Annotated in this window: 12 protein-coding genes and 1 pseudogene; 8 read left to right on the forward strand and 5 right to left on the reverse strand. The window is 74.3% G+C overall.

What is annotated here, in order from left to right:
• A pseudogene (locus ACZ5FU_RS21080) lies at positions 1 to 101 on the forward strand (beta-ketothiolase); the annotation flags it as partial.
• A 41-nt stretch (positions 102 to 142) separates the two neighbouring features.
• Positions 143 to 2335: a 3-hydroxyacyl-CoA dehydrogenase NAD-binding domain-containing protein gene (locus ACZ5FU_RS21085; protein WP_468836589.1), complete on the forward strand. Its 2193-nt coding sequence runs from the start codon at positions 143 to 145 to the stop codon at positions 2333 to 2335.
• Positions 2336 to 2415: 80 nt separating this feature from the next.
• Here ACZ5FU_RS21085 and ACZ5FU_RS21090 read toward each other — a convergent pair whose 3' ends face one another.
• A complete protein-coding gene (locus tag ACZ5FU_RS21090; protein WP_451530917.1) occupies positions 2416 to 3144 on the reverse strand; it encodes a MerR family transcriptional regulator in 729 nt (242 codons plus the stop codon).
• A 105-nt stretch (positions 3145 to 3249) separates the two neighbouring features.
• On the opposite strand from ACZ5FU_RS21090, the gene ACZ5FU_RS21095 reads away from it, so the two are divergent.
• The 3 genes from ACZ5FU_RS21095 (at position 3250) to ACZ5FU_RS21105 (ending at position 6674) form a co-directional block, all read left to right on the forward strand.
• The gene (locus ACZ5FU_RS21095; RefSeq protein ID WP_468646689.1) at positions 3250 to 3738 is read left to right on the forward strand and encodes a macro domain-containing protein; all 489 of its coding nucleotides are present in this window, start codon (positions 3250 to 3252) and stop codon (positions 3736 to 3738) included.
• Complete coding sequence (locus ACZ5FU_RS21100; protein WP_451530919.1) at positions 3735 to 4649, forward strand: PfkB family carbohydrate kinase; 915 nt, start codon at positions 3735 to 3737, stop codon at positions 4647 to 4649. The genes ACZ5FU_RS21095 and ACZ5FU_RS21100 overlap by 4 nt, the downstream gene beginning before the upstream one ends.
• An 81-nt stretch (positions 4650 to 4730) precedes the next feature.
• Positions 4731 to 6674, forward strand: a complete 1944-nt coding sequence (locus ACZ5FU_RS21105) for a Xaa-Pro dipeptidyl-peptidase (protein WP_468836594.1) — start codon at positions 4731 to 4733, stop codon at positions 6672 to 6674.
• Between the two features lie 28 nt (positions 6675 to 6702).
• Here ACZ5FU_RS21105 and ACZ5FU_RS21110 read toward each other — a convergent pair whose 3' ends face one another.
• Positions 6703 to 7659 carry an FAD-dependent oxidoreductase gene (locus tag ACZ5FU_RS21110; RefSeq protein WP_451781942.1) on the reverse strand — a complete coding sequence of 319 codons (957 nt, stop codon included), beginning with the start codon at positions 7657 to 7659 and terminating at the stop codon, positions 6703 to 6705.
• Positions 7660 to 7749: 90 nt separating this feature from the next.
• Between ACZ5FU_RS21110 and ACZ5FU_RS21115 the strand changes: the two genes are divergently transcribed.
• Positions 7750 to 9390, forward strand: a complete 1641-nt coding sequence (locus tag ACZ5FU_RS21115) for an ABC-F family ATP-binding cassette domain-containing protein (protein WP_451781944.1) — start codon at positions 7750 to 7752, stop codon at positions 9388 to 9390.
• A 311-nt stretch (positions 9391 to 9701) separates the two neighbouring features.
• Here the strand turns inward: ACZ5FU_RS21115 and ACZ5FU_RS21120 are convergent, their stop codons facing one another.
• From ACZ5FU_RS21120 to ACZ5FU_RS21130, 3 genes are all read right to left on the reverse strand, one after another.
• Positions 9702 to 12089 (reverse strand): Tex family protein, encoded by a 2388-nt coding sequence (locus ACZ5FU_RS21120; protein WP_468836599.1) that lies wholly within the window; start codon positions 12087 to 12089, stop codon positions 9702 to 9704.
• Between the two features lie 88 nt (positions 12090 to 12177).
• Positions 12178 to 12297 carry an LPFR motif small protein gene (locus tag ACZ5FU_RS21125; RefSeq protein WP_451530924.1) on the reverse strand — a complete coding sequence of 40 codons (120 nt, stop codon included), beginning with the start codon at positions 12295 to 12297 and terminating at the stop codon, positions 12178 to 12180.
• 441 nt (positions 12298 to 12738) lie between these two features.
• Positions 12739 to 13488, reverse strand: a complete 750-nt coding sequence (locus ACZ5FU_RS21130; RefSeq protein WP_451781947.1) for an enoyl-CoA hydratase/isomerase family protein — start codon at positions 13486 to 13488, stop codon at positions 12739 to 12741.
• Between the two features lie 122 nt (positions 13489 to 13610).
• Between ACZ5FU_RS21130 and ACZ5FU_RS21135 the strand changes: the two genes are divergently transcribed.
• Positions 13611 to 14282 (forward strand): HdeD family acid-resistance protein, encoded by a 672-nt coding sequence (locus ACZ5FU_RS21135; protein ID WP_468836606.1) that lies wholly within the window; start codon positions 13611 to 13613, stop codon positions 14280 to 14282.
• Positions 14283 to 14453: 171 nt separating this feature from the next.
• The gene (locus ACZ5FU_RS21140) at positions 14454 to 14996 is read left to right on the forward strand and encodes an ATP-binding protein (RefSeq protein ID WP_451781962.1); all 543 of its coding nucleotides are present in this window, start codon (positions 14454 to 14456) and stop codon (positions 14994 to 14996) included.
• The last annotated feature ends 66 nt before the right edge of the window (positions 14997 to 15062 follow it).

The raw sequence follows: 15062 nt of genomic DNA on the forward strand, positions 1-15062 counted from the left end.
CCCTCGTCGACGAACTGGAACGCCAGGACAAGCGCTACGGCCTCGCCACCCTGTGCGTCGGCGGCGGCATGGGCATCGCCACGATCGTCGAACGCGTCTGACCACCCCGGCGGAACCAAGAGACTGCTACGGAGACCCTGTCATGACACAGAGCACCACCATCCGCTGGGAACAGGACCGCACCGGCCTCGTCACCCTCGTCCTCGACGACCCCGACCAGTCCGCCAACACCATGAACCAGGCGTTCCGCGCCTCGCTCGCGGCGGTCGCCGACCGTCTGGAGGCCGAGAAGGACACCGTCCGGGGCGTCATCGTCACCTCCGCGAAGAAGACCTTCTTCGCGGGCGGCGACCTGCGCGACCTGATCCGCGTCACCCCCGACACCGCCCAGGAACTGTTCGACGGCGGCATGGAGATCAAGCGCCACCTGCGCCGCATCGAGACCCTCGGCAAGCCCGTCGTCGCGGCCCTCAACGGCGCGGCCCTGGGCGGCGGTTACGAGATCGCCCTCGCCTGCCACCACCGCGTCGCCCTCGACGCGCCCGGCTCGAAGATCGGCTGCCCCGAGGTCACCCTCGGACTGCTCCCGGGCGGCGGCGGCGTCGTCCGCACGGTCCGCCTGCTCGGCATCGCCGACGCCCTCCTCAAGGTCCTCCTCCAGGGCACCCAGTACAGCCCGCGGCGCGCCCTGGAGAACGGCCTGGTCCACGAGGTCGCCGCCACCCACGAGGAGATGCTCGACAGGGCCCGCGCCTTCATCGACGCGAACCCCGAGTCGCAGCAGCCCTGGGACCGGCCGGGCTACCGGATCCCCGGCGGCACCCCGTCGAACCCGAAGTTCGCGGCGAACCTGCCCGCCTTCCCCGCCACCCTGCGCAAGCAGACCAACGGCGCCCCCTACCCGGCGCCCCGCAACATCCTCGCCGCGGCCGTCGAGGGCGCCCAGGTCGACTTCGAGACCGCCCAGGTCATCGAGGCCCGCTACTTCGTCGAGCTGGCCGCCGGACAGACGTCGAAGAACATGATCCAGGCGTTCTTCTTCGACCTGCAGGCCGTCAACTCCGGGGTCAGCCGGCCCCGGGGCGTCGCGCCCCGCCAGGTCCGCAGGGTCGCCGTCCTCGGCGCCGGGATGATGGGCGCCGGCATCGCCTACGCGTGCGCCCGCGCCGGCATCGACGTCGTCCTCAAGGACGTCTCCCTGGAGGCGGCCCTCAAGGGGAGGGGCTACTCCGAGAAGCTCTGCGCCAAGGCCGTCTCCCGCGGCCGCACCAGCCAGGAGAAGGCGGACGCCCTCCTGGCCCGCATCACGCCCACCGCGGACCCCCAGGACCTGGCCGGCTGCGACGCCGTCATCGAGGCCGTCTTCGAGGACACCTCGCTCAAGCACAAGGTGTTCCAGGAGATCCAGCACATCGTCGAGCCCGACGCCCTGCTCTGCTCCAACACCTCCACCCTGCCCATCACCGTCCTCGCCGAGGGCGTCGAGCGGCAGGCCGACTTCGTGGGGCTGCACTTCTTCTCACCCGTCGACAAGATGCCGCTCGTGGAGATCATCAAGGGCGGCCGCACCGGCGACGAGGCCCTCGCCCGCGCCTTCGACCTGGTCCGCCAGATCAAGAAGACACCGATCGTCGTCAACGACTCCCGCGGCTTCTTCACCTCACGGGTCATCGGCCACTTCATCAACGAGGGCGTCGCCATGGTCGGCGAGGGCATCGAACCCGCCTCCGTCGAGCAGGCCGCCGCCCAGGCCGGCTACCCGGCCAAGGTCCTCGCCCTGATGGACGAGCTCACCCTCACCCTGCCGCGCAAGATCCGAAACGAGTCGAAGCGGGCCGTCGAGGAGGCCGGCGGCACCTGGCCGGGCCACCCCGCCGAGGCCGTCATCGACCGCATGGTCGACGAGTTCGGCCGCCCCGGCCGCTCCGGCGGCGCCGGCTTCTACGACTACGACCAGGACGGCAGGCGCACCGGACTCTGGCCGGGCCTGCGCGAGCACTTCACCCGCGACGACGCGCAGAACCCCTCCGGGACCGTGCCCTTCGAGGACATGCAGGAACGCATGCTGTTCTCCGAGGCCCTCGACACCGTCCGCCTCCTGGAGGAGGGCGTCCTGACGTCCGTCGCCGACGCCAACATCGGTTCCCTGTTCGGCATCGGCTTCCCCGGCTGGACCGGCGGCGTCCTGCAGTACGTCAACGGCTACGACGGCGGCCTGCCCGGCTTCGTGGCCCGCGCGCGTGAACTCGCCGAGCGCTACGGCGACCGCTTCACCCCGCCCGCACTGCTGGTGGCCAAGGCGGAGCGGGGGGAGACCTTCACGGACGCCCGCTGAGCGGCCCGCCCGCCACGGGCCGCCGCCCGCGAGGGGGCGCCGCCGGTCACGGGGCGCCGCCGGTCACGGGGAGTCGCCCGTCACGGGGAGTCGCCGGTCTCCGTGACGGGCGGCTCCCCGAGCCACTCGCGCACCTCCTCGGTCAGCGACCGCTGGAAGGCCGTCAGCAGCGCCTGCACGACCAGCGGCTGCAGGTGCGCCGACAGCGACCGCACCGCCCGCGCGTCCCGCTCCGCCACGTCCTCGCGCAGCAGCCGCGACAGCTCGTGGGCCGCCGCCCGCGCGTGGTCCACCAGGACGGTGCGGGCCGCGAGGATCGCCTCCTGGGACAGCGGTACGTCGAGGAGGCGGACGCCCAGCCTGAGCAGCCCGGCGTCGACGCGGTACGCGCCGTCGCCGGCCCGCTCGCCCAGCACACCCATGGCGGCGAGCCGCGCCACGTCCTCGTCGTCCAGCGCCCGCCCCGCCCGCCGCTCCAGCTCCTCCGGCTCCACCGTCTCCACGGCGTCCGGCGCCCAGGACGCCACCACCGCCCGGTGCACGGCCAGGTCGCGGGCGTCGAGGCCGGGCGGCAGCCGGTCCAGGTAGCGCTCGATCGCCGCCAGCGTCAGGCCCTGCCGCTGCAGCTCCTCGATCAGCGCGAGGCGCGCGAGGTGCTCCTGCCCGTAGCGCCCCACCCGGCGCGGACCGATCACCGGCGGCGGCAGCAGTCCCTTGGTGCTGTAGAACCGCACCGTCCGCACGGTGACCCCCGCGCGCGCGGCCAGCTCGTCGACCGTGAGGTCCGGCTCCTCGGTCTCGATCGTCATGTGCAGCAGTATCGCTGTCACACCAGTGCTGTGAAACCCGTGGCGCCGACGGCCGCCGAACCGCGGACCTGAGCCGCTGTCAGCGGCGTCCCTTACGGTGGCGTCATGCCGGGGATCACGTACGTCCGGGGGGACGCCACCACGCCGTCGGTCAAGGGCGTCGAGGTGATCGCCCACGTCCGCAACGACATCGGGGGACGGGGCAAGGGCTTCGTCCTGGCGCTGTCGCGCCGCCGGCCCGAGCCGGAGAAGGCCTGCCGCGCCTGGCACCGCGACCGCGCGTCCGACGACTTCGGGCCGGGCGCCGTCCAGCTCGTGCGGGTCGAGCCGTACGTGTGGGCGGCCGACATGGTGGGCCGGCGCGGCGTCCGGACCGGCGGCAAGGGCGTACCCGTGCGCCACGAGGCGATCGACGCGGCGCCGGCACGCCTGGCGGAGGGGGTCGTCGAACTCGGTGCCTCCGTCCACACGCCCCGCATAGGGTGTGGTCCGGCCGGCGGCACGTGGTCCCGCGTCGAGCCGTTCGTCCGCGGGCGGCTCGTCGAGCGGGGGATCTCCGTCGCGGTCCACGACCACGGGGAGGGGCGCAAGTGAGCAGGGACATCGACGTGCTCGTGCTGGGCGGCGCGGGGGTGGACACCATCGTGTACGTGCCGGAGCTGCCGCTCCCGTACGCCGACAGCTACATGATCGACAGCGGGGTCCGCACCCGCGCGGGACAGACGGGCGACTTCGTCGCGCTGGGGCTGAGCAGCCTGGGCCTGCGCACCCACCACCTCGACTTCCTCGGCGACGATCCCGAGGGCGACCTGGTGCGCGCCCTGCACGAGGACCGGGGCATCGGCCTCACCGCGGTCCCGCAGCCCGCCGGCACCAAACGCGCGGTCAACCTGGTCGGCCCGGACGGCCGGCGCCTCTCCCTGTACGACACGAGCCGTTCCCACCCCGACGACCGGTTCCCCGACGACATCCTGCGCACCCTCGCCGGCGCCGGCCGGCACGCGCACGTGTCCATCACCCAGCCCTGCGCCCAGGCCCTGCCCGCTCTGCGCGAGAGCGGCGTGGGCATCTCCACCGACCTGCACGACTGGGACGGCGAGAACCCCTACCAGGCGGAGTTCGCGTACGCCGCCGACGTCGTCTTCCTCTCCACGACCGCCCTGGCCGACCCCGAGCGCACCATGCGCCGCGTCGCCGAGCGGGGCCGCGCCGAGGTGGTCGTCGCCACGGCCGGCGCCGAGGGCGCGTACCTGCTGGCCGACGGCGAGCTGACCCACGTACCGCCGGCGACGCCCCCGGCCCCGGTGGTGGACAGCAACGGCGCCGGTGACGCCTTCGCCGCCGCCTTCCTCTACGGCCGCCTCACCGGCGAACCCCCGCACCGGTGCGCCCGCTACGGCGCGGTCGCGGGGGCGTACGCCTGCACGGTGCCGTCCACGCGGGCGGCCGCCATCGGCCGCGACGCACTCCTCGCCGGTGCGGCCCGGGAGAGTCCCGTCCACTGAGCCGCCCGCACGCTCCGGCGCCCCGTCCGTCCGTCAATCGCCCTCTTCTGCACGGGAGTTGACCGCTGTACCGTCCCGCGCATGCCGACTCGCATGCGCTTCACGATCTGGAGACCGTTCGCGACCGCCGCCGTCGCCGCCCTGACGGCGGCCCTCCTCACCCCGGCGGCGGCCCACGCCGCGCCGCGCGAGAGCCTGCCCCGCTACTCCTACGACGACGCGATCCGCGAGGCCGTCTGGGTGGACACCCGCCTCGACGGCGACGGCGACGGCCGCACCGACCGGGTCGCCGTCGACATCGTGCGCCCCCGCGAACCCGCCCGGCAGGGCCGTGAGGTGCCCGTCATCATGGACGCCAGCCCCTACTACTCCTGCTGCGGCCGCGGCAACGAGAGCCAGCGCAAGACGTACGACGCCCAGGGCGCCGTCGACCTGATGCCGCTGTTCTACGACAACTACTTCGTGCCCCGCGGCTACGCCTTCGTCGGCGTCGACCTGGCCGGCACCAACCGCTCCGACGGCTGCGTCGACGTCGGCGGCCGCTCCGACGTCCTCTCCGCGAAGGCCGTCGTCGACTGGCTCAACGGCCGTGCCACGGCGTACACCACCCGCACCGGCACCACCACCGCCACCGCGGACTGGACCGACGGCCGCACCGGCATGATCGGCAAGAGCTGGGACGGCACCATCGCCAACGGCGTCGCCGCCACCGGCGTGAAGGGGCTGAGGACCATCGTCCCGATCAGCGCCATCTCCTCCTGGTACGACTACTACTTCCAGCAGGGCGCCCCGCTCTACGACTCCGGCCCCGACCGGCTCTCGTACTACGTCGACAGCCCCGACGCCCGCACCAGGTGCGACGCCGTCCAGCGCGAACTCGTCGACGGGGCGCCCCGCACCGGCGACCTGACCGCCCTGTGGGGCGAGCGCGACCACGTCCCCGACGCGAGCAGGGTGAAGGCCAGCGTCTTCCTCGTCCACGGCCTCCAGGACCTCAACGTCCGGATGAAGCACGTCGGCCAGTGGTGGGACGCCCTCGCCGAACACGGGGTGAAGCGCAAGATCTGGCTTTCCCAGACCGGCCACGTCGACCCCTTCGACTTCCGCCGCGCCGCCTGGGTCGACACCCTGCACCGCTGGTTCGACCACGAACTCCTCGGCTACGACAACGGCGTCGACCGCGAACCCGTGGCCGACGTCGAACGCCGGCCCGACCAGTGGGAGACCTCCAGGGCCTGGCCGCCGAAGGCCACCTGGCCCGTCACCCTGCGCCCCGCCGCCGGCGGACAGCCGGGCGTCGGCACCCTCGGCCTGCGCGAGGGCGGGGGCACCGCGACCTTCACCGACGACCCCGCGCTGAGCGAGACCGACTGGGCCGCGGCCGTCGACACCCCGACCCCCGCCAAGGCCGCCTTCACCACCGTGCCCCTCACCCGCGACCTGCGCCTGGCCGGCTCCTCCCGCGTCACCGTCACCGCCACGCCCACCACGCCCACGGCCCACCTGAGCGCCGTCCTGGTCGACCTCGGCCCCGACACCGTCCGCGACTACGCGGCGAGCGGCGAGGGCGTCACCACCCTCACCGACCGCACCTGCTGGGGCCTGAGCACCGCCGGCGACAGCGCCTGCTTCAAGGAGACACGGGCCGACACCACCGACGTCGAGCACACCGTCCTCAGCCGCGGCTGGGCCGATCTCGGCACCCACGCCGACCCCGGGAAGGGCGTCCCGCTCACACCGGGCAGGGCGTACACGATCACTCTCGACCTGGCCGCCACCGACCACGTCGTCCCGGCGGGCCACCGCCTGGCGCTGATCGTCGCCGGCACCGACAAGGAGCTCATCGACCCGCCCGCCGACACCCCGACCCTCACCCTCGACCTGTCCCGCACCACCGCCCGCGTCCCGTTCGTCGGCGGCACCCGGGCCTTCGCGGCCGCCACGGCCGGCGCGGCCGCGGCCGCCGCGCACTCCGGGCCGCTGGACGGCGTCGCGGCCCCACGGCCCGCGCCCCGCGTCCCGTAGGGGCACGGGTCCCGCAGGAGTGCCGCTCTCAGGAGGGGGCGGCCAGCCCGGCCGCCTCCTCCGCGCACCCCCACGCCACGGTCACCCCCGCACCGCCGTGCCCGTAGTGGTGCACCACCGCCCGGCCGTCCGGCAGCACCTCCCGCTCCAGCCGCACCGCCGGCCGCACCGGCCGCAGCCCCACCCGGTGCTCCAGCACCCGCGCCCCGGCCACCTCCGGCCGCAGCGCCGCACACCGCCGGACGATCGCCGCCGCCACCGCCGGGTCCGGCTCCAGGGACCACACCCCGTCCTCGGCCGTGCCGCCCAGCAGCAGCCGCCCCGGCTGCGGGAAGAGGTAGGCCATCTCGCCGTCCGGCGCGGTGGAGACGAGCCAGGTGCGCACCCCCGGGTTCGCCACGACGACCAGCTGCCCGCGCACGGGCCGTACCGAGGGGTCCGCGGCCAGCTCGCGCGCGCCCAGACCGGTGCAGTTCACCACCACCGGGGCGTCGGCCTCCGCCAGATCCCGCACCGTGCGCTCCTCGACCGTGCCGCCCGCACGCCGCAGCCGCTCCCGCAGCCAGGGCAGGTGCACCGCCATGTCGATCAGTGGCAGCCGGGCCCGGACGGCGGCGCCGCCGGGGTACTCCGCGGCCGTCGCCCGGCGCAGCCCGGCGAGCCGCCCGACGGCCCAGCCCTCCACGTCGTCCAGGCCGGTCTCGCCCATCACCCCGTCGACCAGGCGCACCCCCGTCGACTCCGGCCGCCGCGCCAGCTCCTCGTACACCTCCAGCGAACGCAGCGCCCACGTCCGCGCCGCCTCCACCGGCTCGATGTGGTACGGCCACCACAGCGCGCCCGCGACCGCCGAGGTGGTCCGCTCCACCGGGTCCCGCGTCCACACCCGGACCCGCCGGCCCCGCTCGGCGAGGACGACCGCCGTCGCCAGCCCGACGACCCCGCCCCCGACCACCACCACGTCTTCGCCGCACCCGGTCTCCACACCCGGACGGTAGCCGGTCACCGGCCGCCCGGCGAGGGGGCGGAGCCACCGCGCCCCGGCACCGGCGGTACGACTAGGATCTACCGTCTGATGACTGCCACCCTCGTCGCCAAGAACCTCGCCGCCGGCCACGGCGACCGCTCCCTCTTCTCCGGGCTCGACCTCGTCGTCGCCCCCGGTGACGTGATCGGGCTGGTCGGAGCCAACGGCGCGGGCAAGTCCACCCTGCTGACGCTCCTCGCCGGGCTCACCGCACCCGAGCAGGGCGAGCTGCGCCTGTCCCCGCCGACCGCGACCGTCGGCCACCTGCCCCAGGAGCCCGAGCGCCGCCCCGGCGAGAGCGTGCGGGAGTTCCTGGCCCGCCGCACCGGCGTCGCCGAGGCCCAGCGGACCATGGACGAGGCCACCCAGGCCCTCGTCGAGGGGGCGCCGGGCTCCGACGACGCGTACGCCACCAGCCTGGAGCGCTGGCTCGACCTCGGCGGCGCCGACCTCGACGAGCGCGCCGCGGAGATCGCCGACTCCCTCGGCCTCGGTGTCGACCTGGACCAGCCGATGACCTCGCTGTCCGGCGGCCAGGCGGCCCGCGCGGGCCTGGCCTCCCTGCTCCTGTCCCGCTACGACGTCTTCCTCCTCGACGAGCCCACCAACGACCTCGACCTGGACGGCCTGGAGCGCCTGGAGCGCTTCGTGACCGGCCTGCGCGCCGGCACCGTCGTCGTCAGCCACGACCGCGAGTTCCTCACCCGCACCGTCACCAAGGTCCTCGAACTCGACCTCGCCCAGCAGCGGATCAGGCTCTACGGCGGCGGCTACGACGCCTACCTGGAGGAGCGGGAGGTGGGCCGCCGGCACGCCCGCGAGGACTACGAGGAGTACGCCGACAAGAAGGCCGCCCTCCAGGACCGCGCGCAGACCCAGCGCTCCTGGATGGACAAGGGCGTCAAGAACGCGCGCCGCAAGGCGGCCGACGACAACGACAAGATCGGCCGCAAGTTCCGCAGCGAGGCCAGCGAGAAGCAGGCCGCGAAGGCCCGCCAGACCCAGCGCATGATCGAACGCCTGGAGGTGGTCGAGGAACCGCGCAAGGAGTGGGAGCTGCGCATGGAGATCGCGTCCGCCCCGCGCTCCGGCGCGGTCGTGGCGTCCCTGCGCGACGCCGAGGTGCGGCGCGGCGACTTCGCCTTCGGCCCCGTCACCCTCCAGATCGACTGGGCCGACCGGGTCGCGGTGACCGGAGCCAACGGCGCGGGCAAGTCGACCCTGCTGGGCGCGCTCCTCGGCCGGGTCCCGCTGGACGCCGGACACGCCGCCCTCGGCTCGGGCGTCCTGGTCGGCGAGGTCGACCAGGCCCGCAAGCTGTTCCACGGACCCGAGGCGCTGCTGGACGCGTTCGGCGCGGCCGTCCCCGACACCGAGCCGGCGGAGGTGCGCACCCTGCTGGCCAAGTTCGGCCTGAAGGCGGAGCACGTGCTGCGCCCGGCGGCCACCCTGTCACCGGGGGAACGCACCCGCGCGGCCCTCGCGCTCCTCCAGGGCCGGGGGGTGAACCTCCTCGTCCTCGACGAGCCCACCAACCACCTCGACCTGCCGGCCATCGAGCAGCTGGAGTCGGCCCTCGACGCCTACCGGGGCACCCTCCTGCTGGTCACCCACGACCGCCGGATGCTGGACGCGGTCCACGTCACCCGCCGCCTGGAGGTCGCCGCCGGCAAGGTGACGGAACGCTAGGACGCCTCCCGTCGGGCGTGCGGCGTCCGGCACGGTTCCCTCACGCTCGGCTCCGCTCGCGCGGGAGGGACTCCCACCGCCGCGTCGTCGGACCATCCGGGTGCGTCCGGTGCACGGGCGGTCCTCCGCCGTGCGACGCTCCCTCACTGCCGAACGGCGTGGGAGGTGTCCCCGGCACCGGACGCCGCGCGCCGACCCGACGCGAAAGGCCGGACACGCCCTGGGCACGCCACGACGGGTCCGTCGGAGCAGCTCGACCGCCGGGTCCGGTTCCCCGCGCTCCGCGGGGAACCGGACCCGGCGCGCGCGTCCTACCGCTTGCCCTTCGGGCCGTCGGTCAGGCCCGCCCGGCGCAGGGCGTCCGCCATCGCGCTGTTGGCCGGCGGCGGGGCCTGGCGAGAGCCGTCGGCCCGCCCGCCCCCGCCGCGCTGCCCGCCCTGCCGGCGCTGCTGCGGCGGACGGCCGCCGCGCTGCGGCCGGCCCTCGCCCGACGGCTCGCCCTTCGGGGCCGCCTCGTCGTCCAGCCGGAGCGTCAGCGAGATCCGCTTGCGCGGGATGTCGACGTCCAGGACCTTCACCTTGACGATGTCGCCGGGCTTGACCACCTCCCGCGGGTCCTTGACGAACGTCCTGGACAGCGCGGAGACGTGCGCCAGCCCGTCCTGGTGGACGCCGACGTCGATGAACGCCCCGAAGGCCGCCACGTTCGTGACCACGCCCTCCAGGACCATCCCGGACTCCAGGTCGGAGATCTTCTCCACGCCCTCCTTGAACGAGGCCGTCCTGAACGCCGGCCGCGGGTCGCGCCCCGGCTTCTCCAGCTCCTTGAGGATGTCGGTCACGGTGGGCAGGCCGAACGTGTCGTCCACGAAGTCGGCCGGCCGCAGCGAACGCAGCACCGCCGTGTTGCCCACCAGCGAGCCGACCTCCTGACCGGACGTCCTCACCATCCGACGCACCACCGGGTAGGCCTCGGGGTGCACGCTGGAGGCGTCCAGCGGATCGTCGCCGCCGCGGATCCGCAGGAAGCCCGCGCACTGCTCGTACGCCTTCGGGCCGAGCCGGGGCACCTTCTTCAGCGCCTGCCGGGACGTGAAGGGACCGTGGGAGTCGCGGTGCGTCACGATGTTCTCGGCGAGGCCGGAGGAGATGCCGGAGACGCGGGCGAGCAGCGGGGCCGAGGCGGTGTTGACGTCGACGCCGACGCCGTTCACACAGTCCTCCACCACCGCGTCCAGCGAACGCGACAGCTTCACCTCGGACAGGTCGTGCTGGTACTGCCCGACGCCGATCGACTTCGGGTCGATCTTCACCAGCTCGGCGAGCGGGTCCTGCAGCCGGCGTGCGATCGACACCGCGCCGCGCAGCGACACGTCCATGTCGGGCAGCTCCTGCGAGGCGAACGCGGACGCCGAGTACACGGAGGCGCCGGCCTCCGACACCATCACCTTGGTGAGCTTCAGCCCGGGGTGCCGGTCGATGAGTTCACCGGCGAGCCGGTCGGTCTCGCGGGACGCGGTGCCGTTGCCGATCGCGATCAGCTCCACCGCGTGCCGCTCCGCCAGCCGCGCGAGCTTGGCGATCGCCTCGTCCCACCGGTTGGCCGGGACGTGCGGGTGGACGACGTCCGTGGCCACCACCCTGCCGGTCGCGTCGACGACGGCCACCTTCACGCCCGTGCGGAAACCGGGGTCGAGACCGAGCGTCGCGCGCGTGCCCGCCGGGGCGGCGAGCAGCAGGTCGCGCAGGTTCGCCGCGAAGACGTCCACCGCCTCGTCCTCGGCGGCCGTGCGCAGCCTGAGCCGCAGGTCGATGCCGAGGTGCACCAGGACACGGGTGCGCCAGGCCCAGCGGACCGTGTCCTTCAGCCACTTGTCGCCCGGCCGTCCCCGGTCGGCGATGCCGAACCGGTGCGCCACGATCCCCTCGTACGACGACGGCCCGTCCGTCGGCTCCTCGGGCTCCAGGACGAGGTCGAGGACCTCCTCCTTCTCGCCGCGCAGCATCGCCAGGATCCGGTGCGAGGGCAGCTCGGTGAACGGCTCGGCGAAGTCGAAGTAGTCGGCGAACTTCGCGCCCGCCTCCTCCTTGCCCTGCCGCACCTTCGCGGCGAGCCGGCCCCGCACCCACATGCGCTCGCGCAGCTCGCCGATCAGGTCGGCGTCCTCCGAGAACCGCTCGGTGAGGATCGCCCGCGCCCCGTCCAGGGCGGCCTGCGGATCGGCGACGCCCTTGCCGGCGTCGACGAAGGCGGCCGCCGCGGCGAGCGGCTCCACGGACGGGTCGCCGAGCAGCCCGTCGGCGAGCGGCTCCAGACCCGCCTCCCGGGCGATCTGCGCCTTCGTCCGCCGCTTCGGCTTGAACGGCAGGTAGATGTCCTCGAGCCGCGCCTTGGTCTCGGCGCCCCGGATGCGCGCCTCCAGCTCGTCGCTGAGCCTGCCCTGCTCGCGAACGGACTCCAGGATCGCCGCCCGGCGCTCCTCCAGCTCCCGCAGGTAGCGCAGCCGCTCCTCGATCGTGCGCAGCTGCGCGTCGTCGAGCATCTCGGTCGCTTCCTTGCGGTAGCGGGCGATGAAAGGCACCGTGGAGCCGCCGTCGAGCAGCTCCACGGCGGACTTCACCTGCCGCTCCCGTACGCCGAGTTCCCCGGCGATCCTGCCTTCGATGGACCCTGCTTCGATGAACCCGGGTGTCGTCACGATCCCGTACCGCCTTCTCCACTGAGGTTGCGCGGCAATTGTGGCAGGTGGCGCCGACACCCGGGATCAGGGCGGGGCCGGGCGGCCCTCAGGCCCGGCCGTGCGAGGCTCCGCCGAACAGCCTGGCCAGGGCCCGGAAGGGCAGCGTCACCACAGTGGCGATGGCTCCACCGATCTGCCGCAGTACGTCTGCGATCGCACGGAACACGGAGGTCTCCTCTCGTCCCCGGCCGCGACGGCCGGACGGTGTCTTCTCCCGGCCCTCGCGGCCGGACCCTCCGTCTACCTCGACCGCGGCCGATCATGCCCGCCCCGGCACGGTCGTCTTCGCGGCCGGGCCGTTCGTCCCTTTTCGCCGGTGACGGGCCGGCCTGCGGCCCGTGGACGCCGACCGGCCGCCCCGGCCTCGGCTCCCGCCCCGGCCCGGCCTCGGCTCCCGCCCCGGTCCCGATCCCGTCACCGCGCCCCGGCCGTCCGCCGGTTCCTCGGGGAAGGCGGCGCGTGCGGACCGCCGTCGTCCTCCTCGGCCGCTTCACCGCCCTGGACACCGCCGGCCCCCGCGGTCGCCCCGCGACGCCGGATCACCGCACGGGGCGCCGGCCCGCCTCGTCGGAGAGTCTCGTCGGGGAGTTCGGCGCCCCGTGCCGGTTCATCCCGACGTGGTCCAGGTGAAGCGCGGCTCGCGGCGTTCCAGGAAGGCGGCGACCCCCTCCGCGGCGTCGCCGCCGCCGCGCGCCTGTGCCGCCCAGTGGGCGTCGCGGTCCGTGCGGCCGTCGGCGAACTCCTTCGCCGCGGCCTGCGTCAGCCGCGAGCGGGACACCAGCACGCGCGTGAACTCCTCCACCCGGCCGTCGAGCTCGCCGGACGGCAGCACCTCGTCGACCAGGCCCGTGCGCAGCGCCCGTGCCGTGTCGATCAACTCGCCGGAGAACAACAGGTACTTGGCGGTGGCGGGCCCCACCAGCGCCACCAGCCGCCGGGTGGCGGAGGAGGAGTAGACGATCCCGAGCCGGGCCGGCGTCACCCCGAACATCGCGCCCTCCTCGGCGAACCGCAGGTCGCAGGCGCCCGCCAGCTGCGCGCCCCCGCCCACGCAGTGCCCCTTCACGGCGGCCAGCGTCGGCTTGGGGAAGGCGGCGAGGGCCTCCTCGGCCTGTACGGCCAGCGCCTGGGCCTCGTCCGGCGAGCCCTGGAGCGTGGAGATGTCGGCCCCCGCGCAGAACGTCCCGCCCGCGCCGGTCAGCACCAGCGCCCCCACCCCGGGATCGGCGGCCAGCTTCGCCAGCAGCGGCGGCAGCGCCCGCCACATCGCGGCCGTCATGGCGTTGCGCTTGGCCGGGTGGTGCAGGACGACGGTGGCGACAGCGCCGGTGACACCGTGCAGAAGTTCGGGCTCCATGGCCCGGATGCTAATCGTGCCCCCGCGGGGCCGATCGGGCCCGGTGGGGTGAGCGGCACGACATCGAGGGAAGAATCGAGGGCAAAGAGGATCAAAGGGGGGGGCGACACGAGGAGGCGCCCATGGACACGTCCACCCGGCCCCGGGGCGAGGCGGCCAAACTTCGCAGGGGGTTCGGCTGGCTCGCCGTGCTCGGGGTGATCCTGGTGGCGGCCGGGCTCGTCGGGCTCGTCTACACCGGCGTCGCCACCCTGACGTCGATGCTGCTGTTCGGCTGGCTGCTCCTGATCGGCGGCGTCGTCGGCCTGCTGCACGCGATCCAGGCCCGGGGCACCAGCTTCCTCTGGCTCGGCGTGATCGTGGCGGCCCTGAACATCGCCGCCGGTGTCGTGATCATCCGCAAGCCCGACGAGGCCGCCGCCGCGCTCACCATGTTCGCCGCCCTGCTGTTCCTCACCGGCGGCCTCTTCCGGCTGGTCGGCAGCATGGTCGTACGGGGCCCGCAGTTCGGCTGGACCCTCCTGCTGGGCGCCTTCGACCTGCTGCTGGGCGTCCTGGTGCTGATCGACTGGCCGAGCAGCAGCCAGTACGTCATCGGCTGCTTCTTCTCCCTCGCCCTGCTCTTCGACGGCCTCGGCCTGCTCGCCACCGGCTTCGGCGGCCGGCGCATCGTGGGCATGGTCTCCGAACGCATGGCCGCCGAGCACGCGGTCCCCGAAGGCACGGCCGGCGGGACCGGTGCCGGGGTCGCGCCGGGCGGCCGCGCCGCCGAACCCGTACAACCCGAAGAGTGAGCGAAAGCGACACGAGCACGACAGAAGCGGTCGGTTCTCCGGCGGAAGGGGGCCGGAGCGGTCGGGAACGCTCCATATCGGCTGACTTCTGTTCAGGCACCCGGGGCGAAGCGCCGCGTTACCAACACTCGACGTGTGGTGACAATCGAGCGCAAGGACGGGGACCGGACGATGGAGAACCAGGGGCGCGGGCCCGGCCCACGCCCGGAGGGCGAGGCGGGGGCGCCCCCCGGGACGTCGGAGGACCCCCCGGCCGGCAGAGTGCCGCAACCGCAACCGCGCCCCCTGCCGTACGAAGGCGTGTGGCGGTTCACCGCGTCCGCCGTGGACGCCTCGGTCCCGCAGGCGAGACACGCCGTGCGGGATCTGCTGTACCGGCAGGGGGTACCGGCCTCGGACGACCTGGTCCAGGGACTCCTGCTGATCGTCTCCGAGCTGGTGACCAACGCCGTGCGGCACGCGGCCCTGCTGTCACCGGTCCTCGCGGTGGAGGTGGCCGTCGGGGCCGACTGGGTGCGGGTCTCCGTGGAGGACAGCCACCCCTACCGCCCGACCGCCCTGGAGACCGACCACGGCCGGACGGGCGGCCGGGGGCTGCTGCTGGTGCGGGAGATCACCCGGGAGGCGGGCGGGGTGTGCGACATCGAGCACACCGCGAGCGGCGGCAAGGTGATCTGGGTCGCCCTGCCGCTCAAGCCCGCGGGGAACCGTTAGGGTCTTTCGTTCGGATCACGCCGGGCTCGCGGGCCCCGGCACCGCACCCCGCAGCGTCGTCGGTCG

The sequence above is a fragment of the Streptomyces sp. NPDC031554 genome (genome assembly GCF_055580685.1).

What these genes read in the sequence shown, in the direction of transcription:
- ACZ5FU_RS21085 (WP_468836589.1), top strand. Translation starts at nt 143, where the DNA reads ATGACACAGAGCACCACCATCCGCTGGGAACAGGACCGCACCGGCCTC.
- ACZ5FU_RS21135 (WP_468836606.1), top strand. Translation starts at nt 13,611, where the DNA reads ATGGACACGTCCACCCGGCCCCGGGGCGAGGCGGCCAAACTTCGCAGG.
- ACZ5FU_RS21140 (WP_451781962.1), top strand. Translation starts at nt 14,454, where the DNA reads ATGGAGAACCAGGGGCGCGGGCCCGGCCCACGCCCGGAGGGCGAGGCG.
- ACZ5FU_RS21095 (WP_468646689.1), top strand. Translation starts at nt 3,250, where the DNA reads ATGCCGGGGATCACGTACGTCCGGGGGGACGCCACCACGCCGTCGGTC.
- ACZ5FU_RS21090 (WP_451530917.1), bottom strand. Translation starts at nt 3,144, where the DNA reads ATGACGATCGAGACCGAGGAGCCGGACCTCACGGTCGACGAGCTGGCC.
- ACZ5FU_RS21115 (WP_451781944.1), top strand. Translation starts at nt 7,750, where the DNA reads ATGACTGCCACCCTCGTCGCCAAGAACCTCGCCGCCGGCCACGGCGAC.
- ACZ5FU_RS21130 (WP_451781947.1), bottom strand. Translation starts at nt 13,488, where the DNA reads ATGGAGCCCGAACTTCTGCACGGTGTCACCGGCGCTGTCGCCACCGTC.
- ACZ5FU_RS21105 (WP_468836594.1), top strand. Translation starts at nt 4,731, where the DNA reads ATGCCGACTCGCATGCGCTTCACGATCTGGAGACCGTTCGCGACCGCC.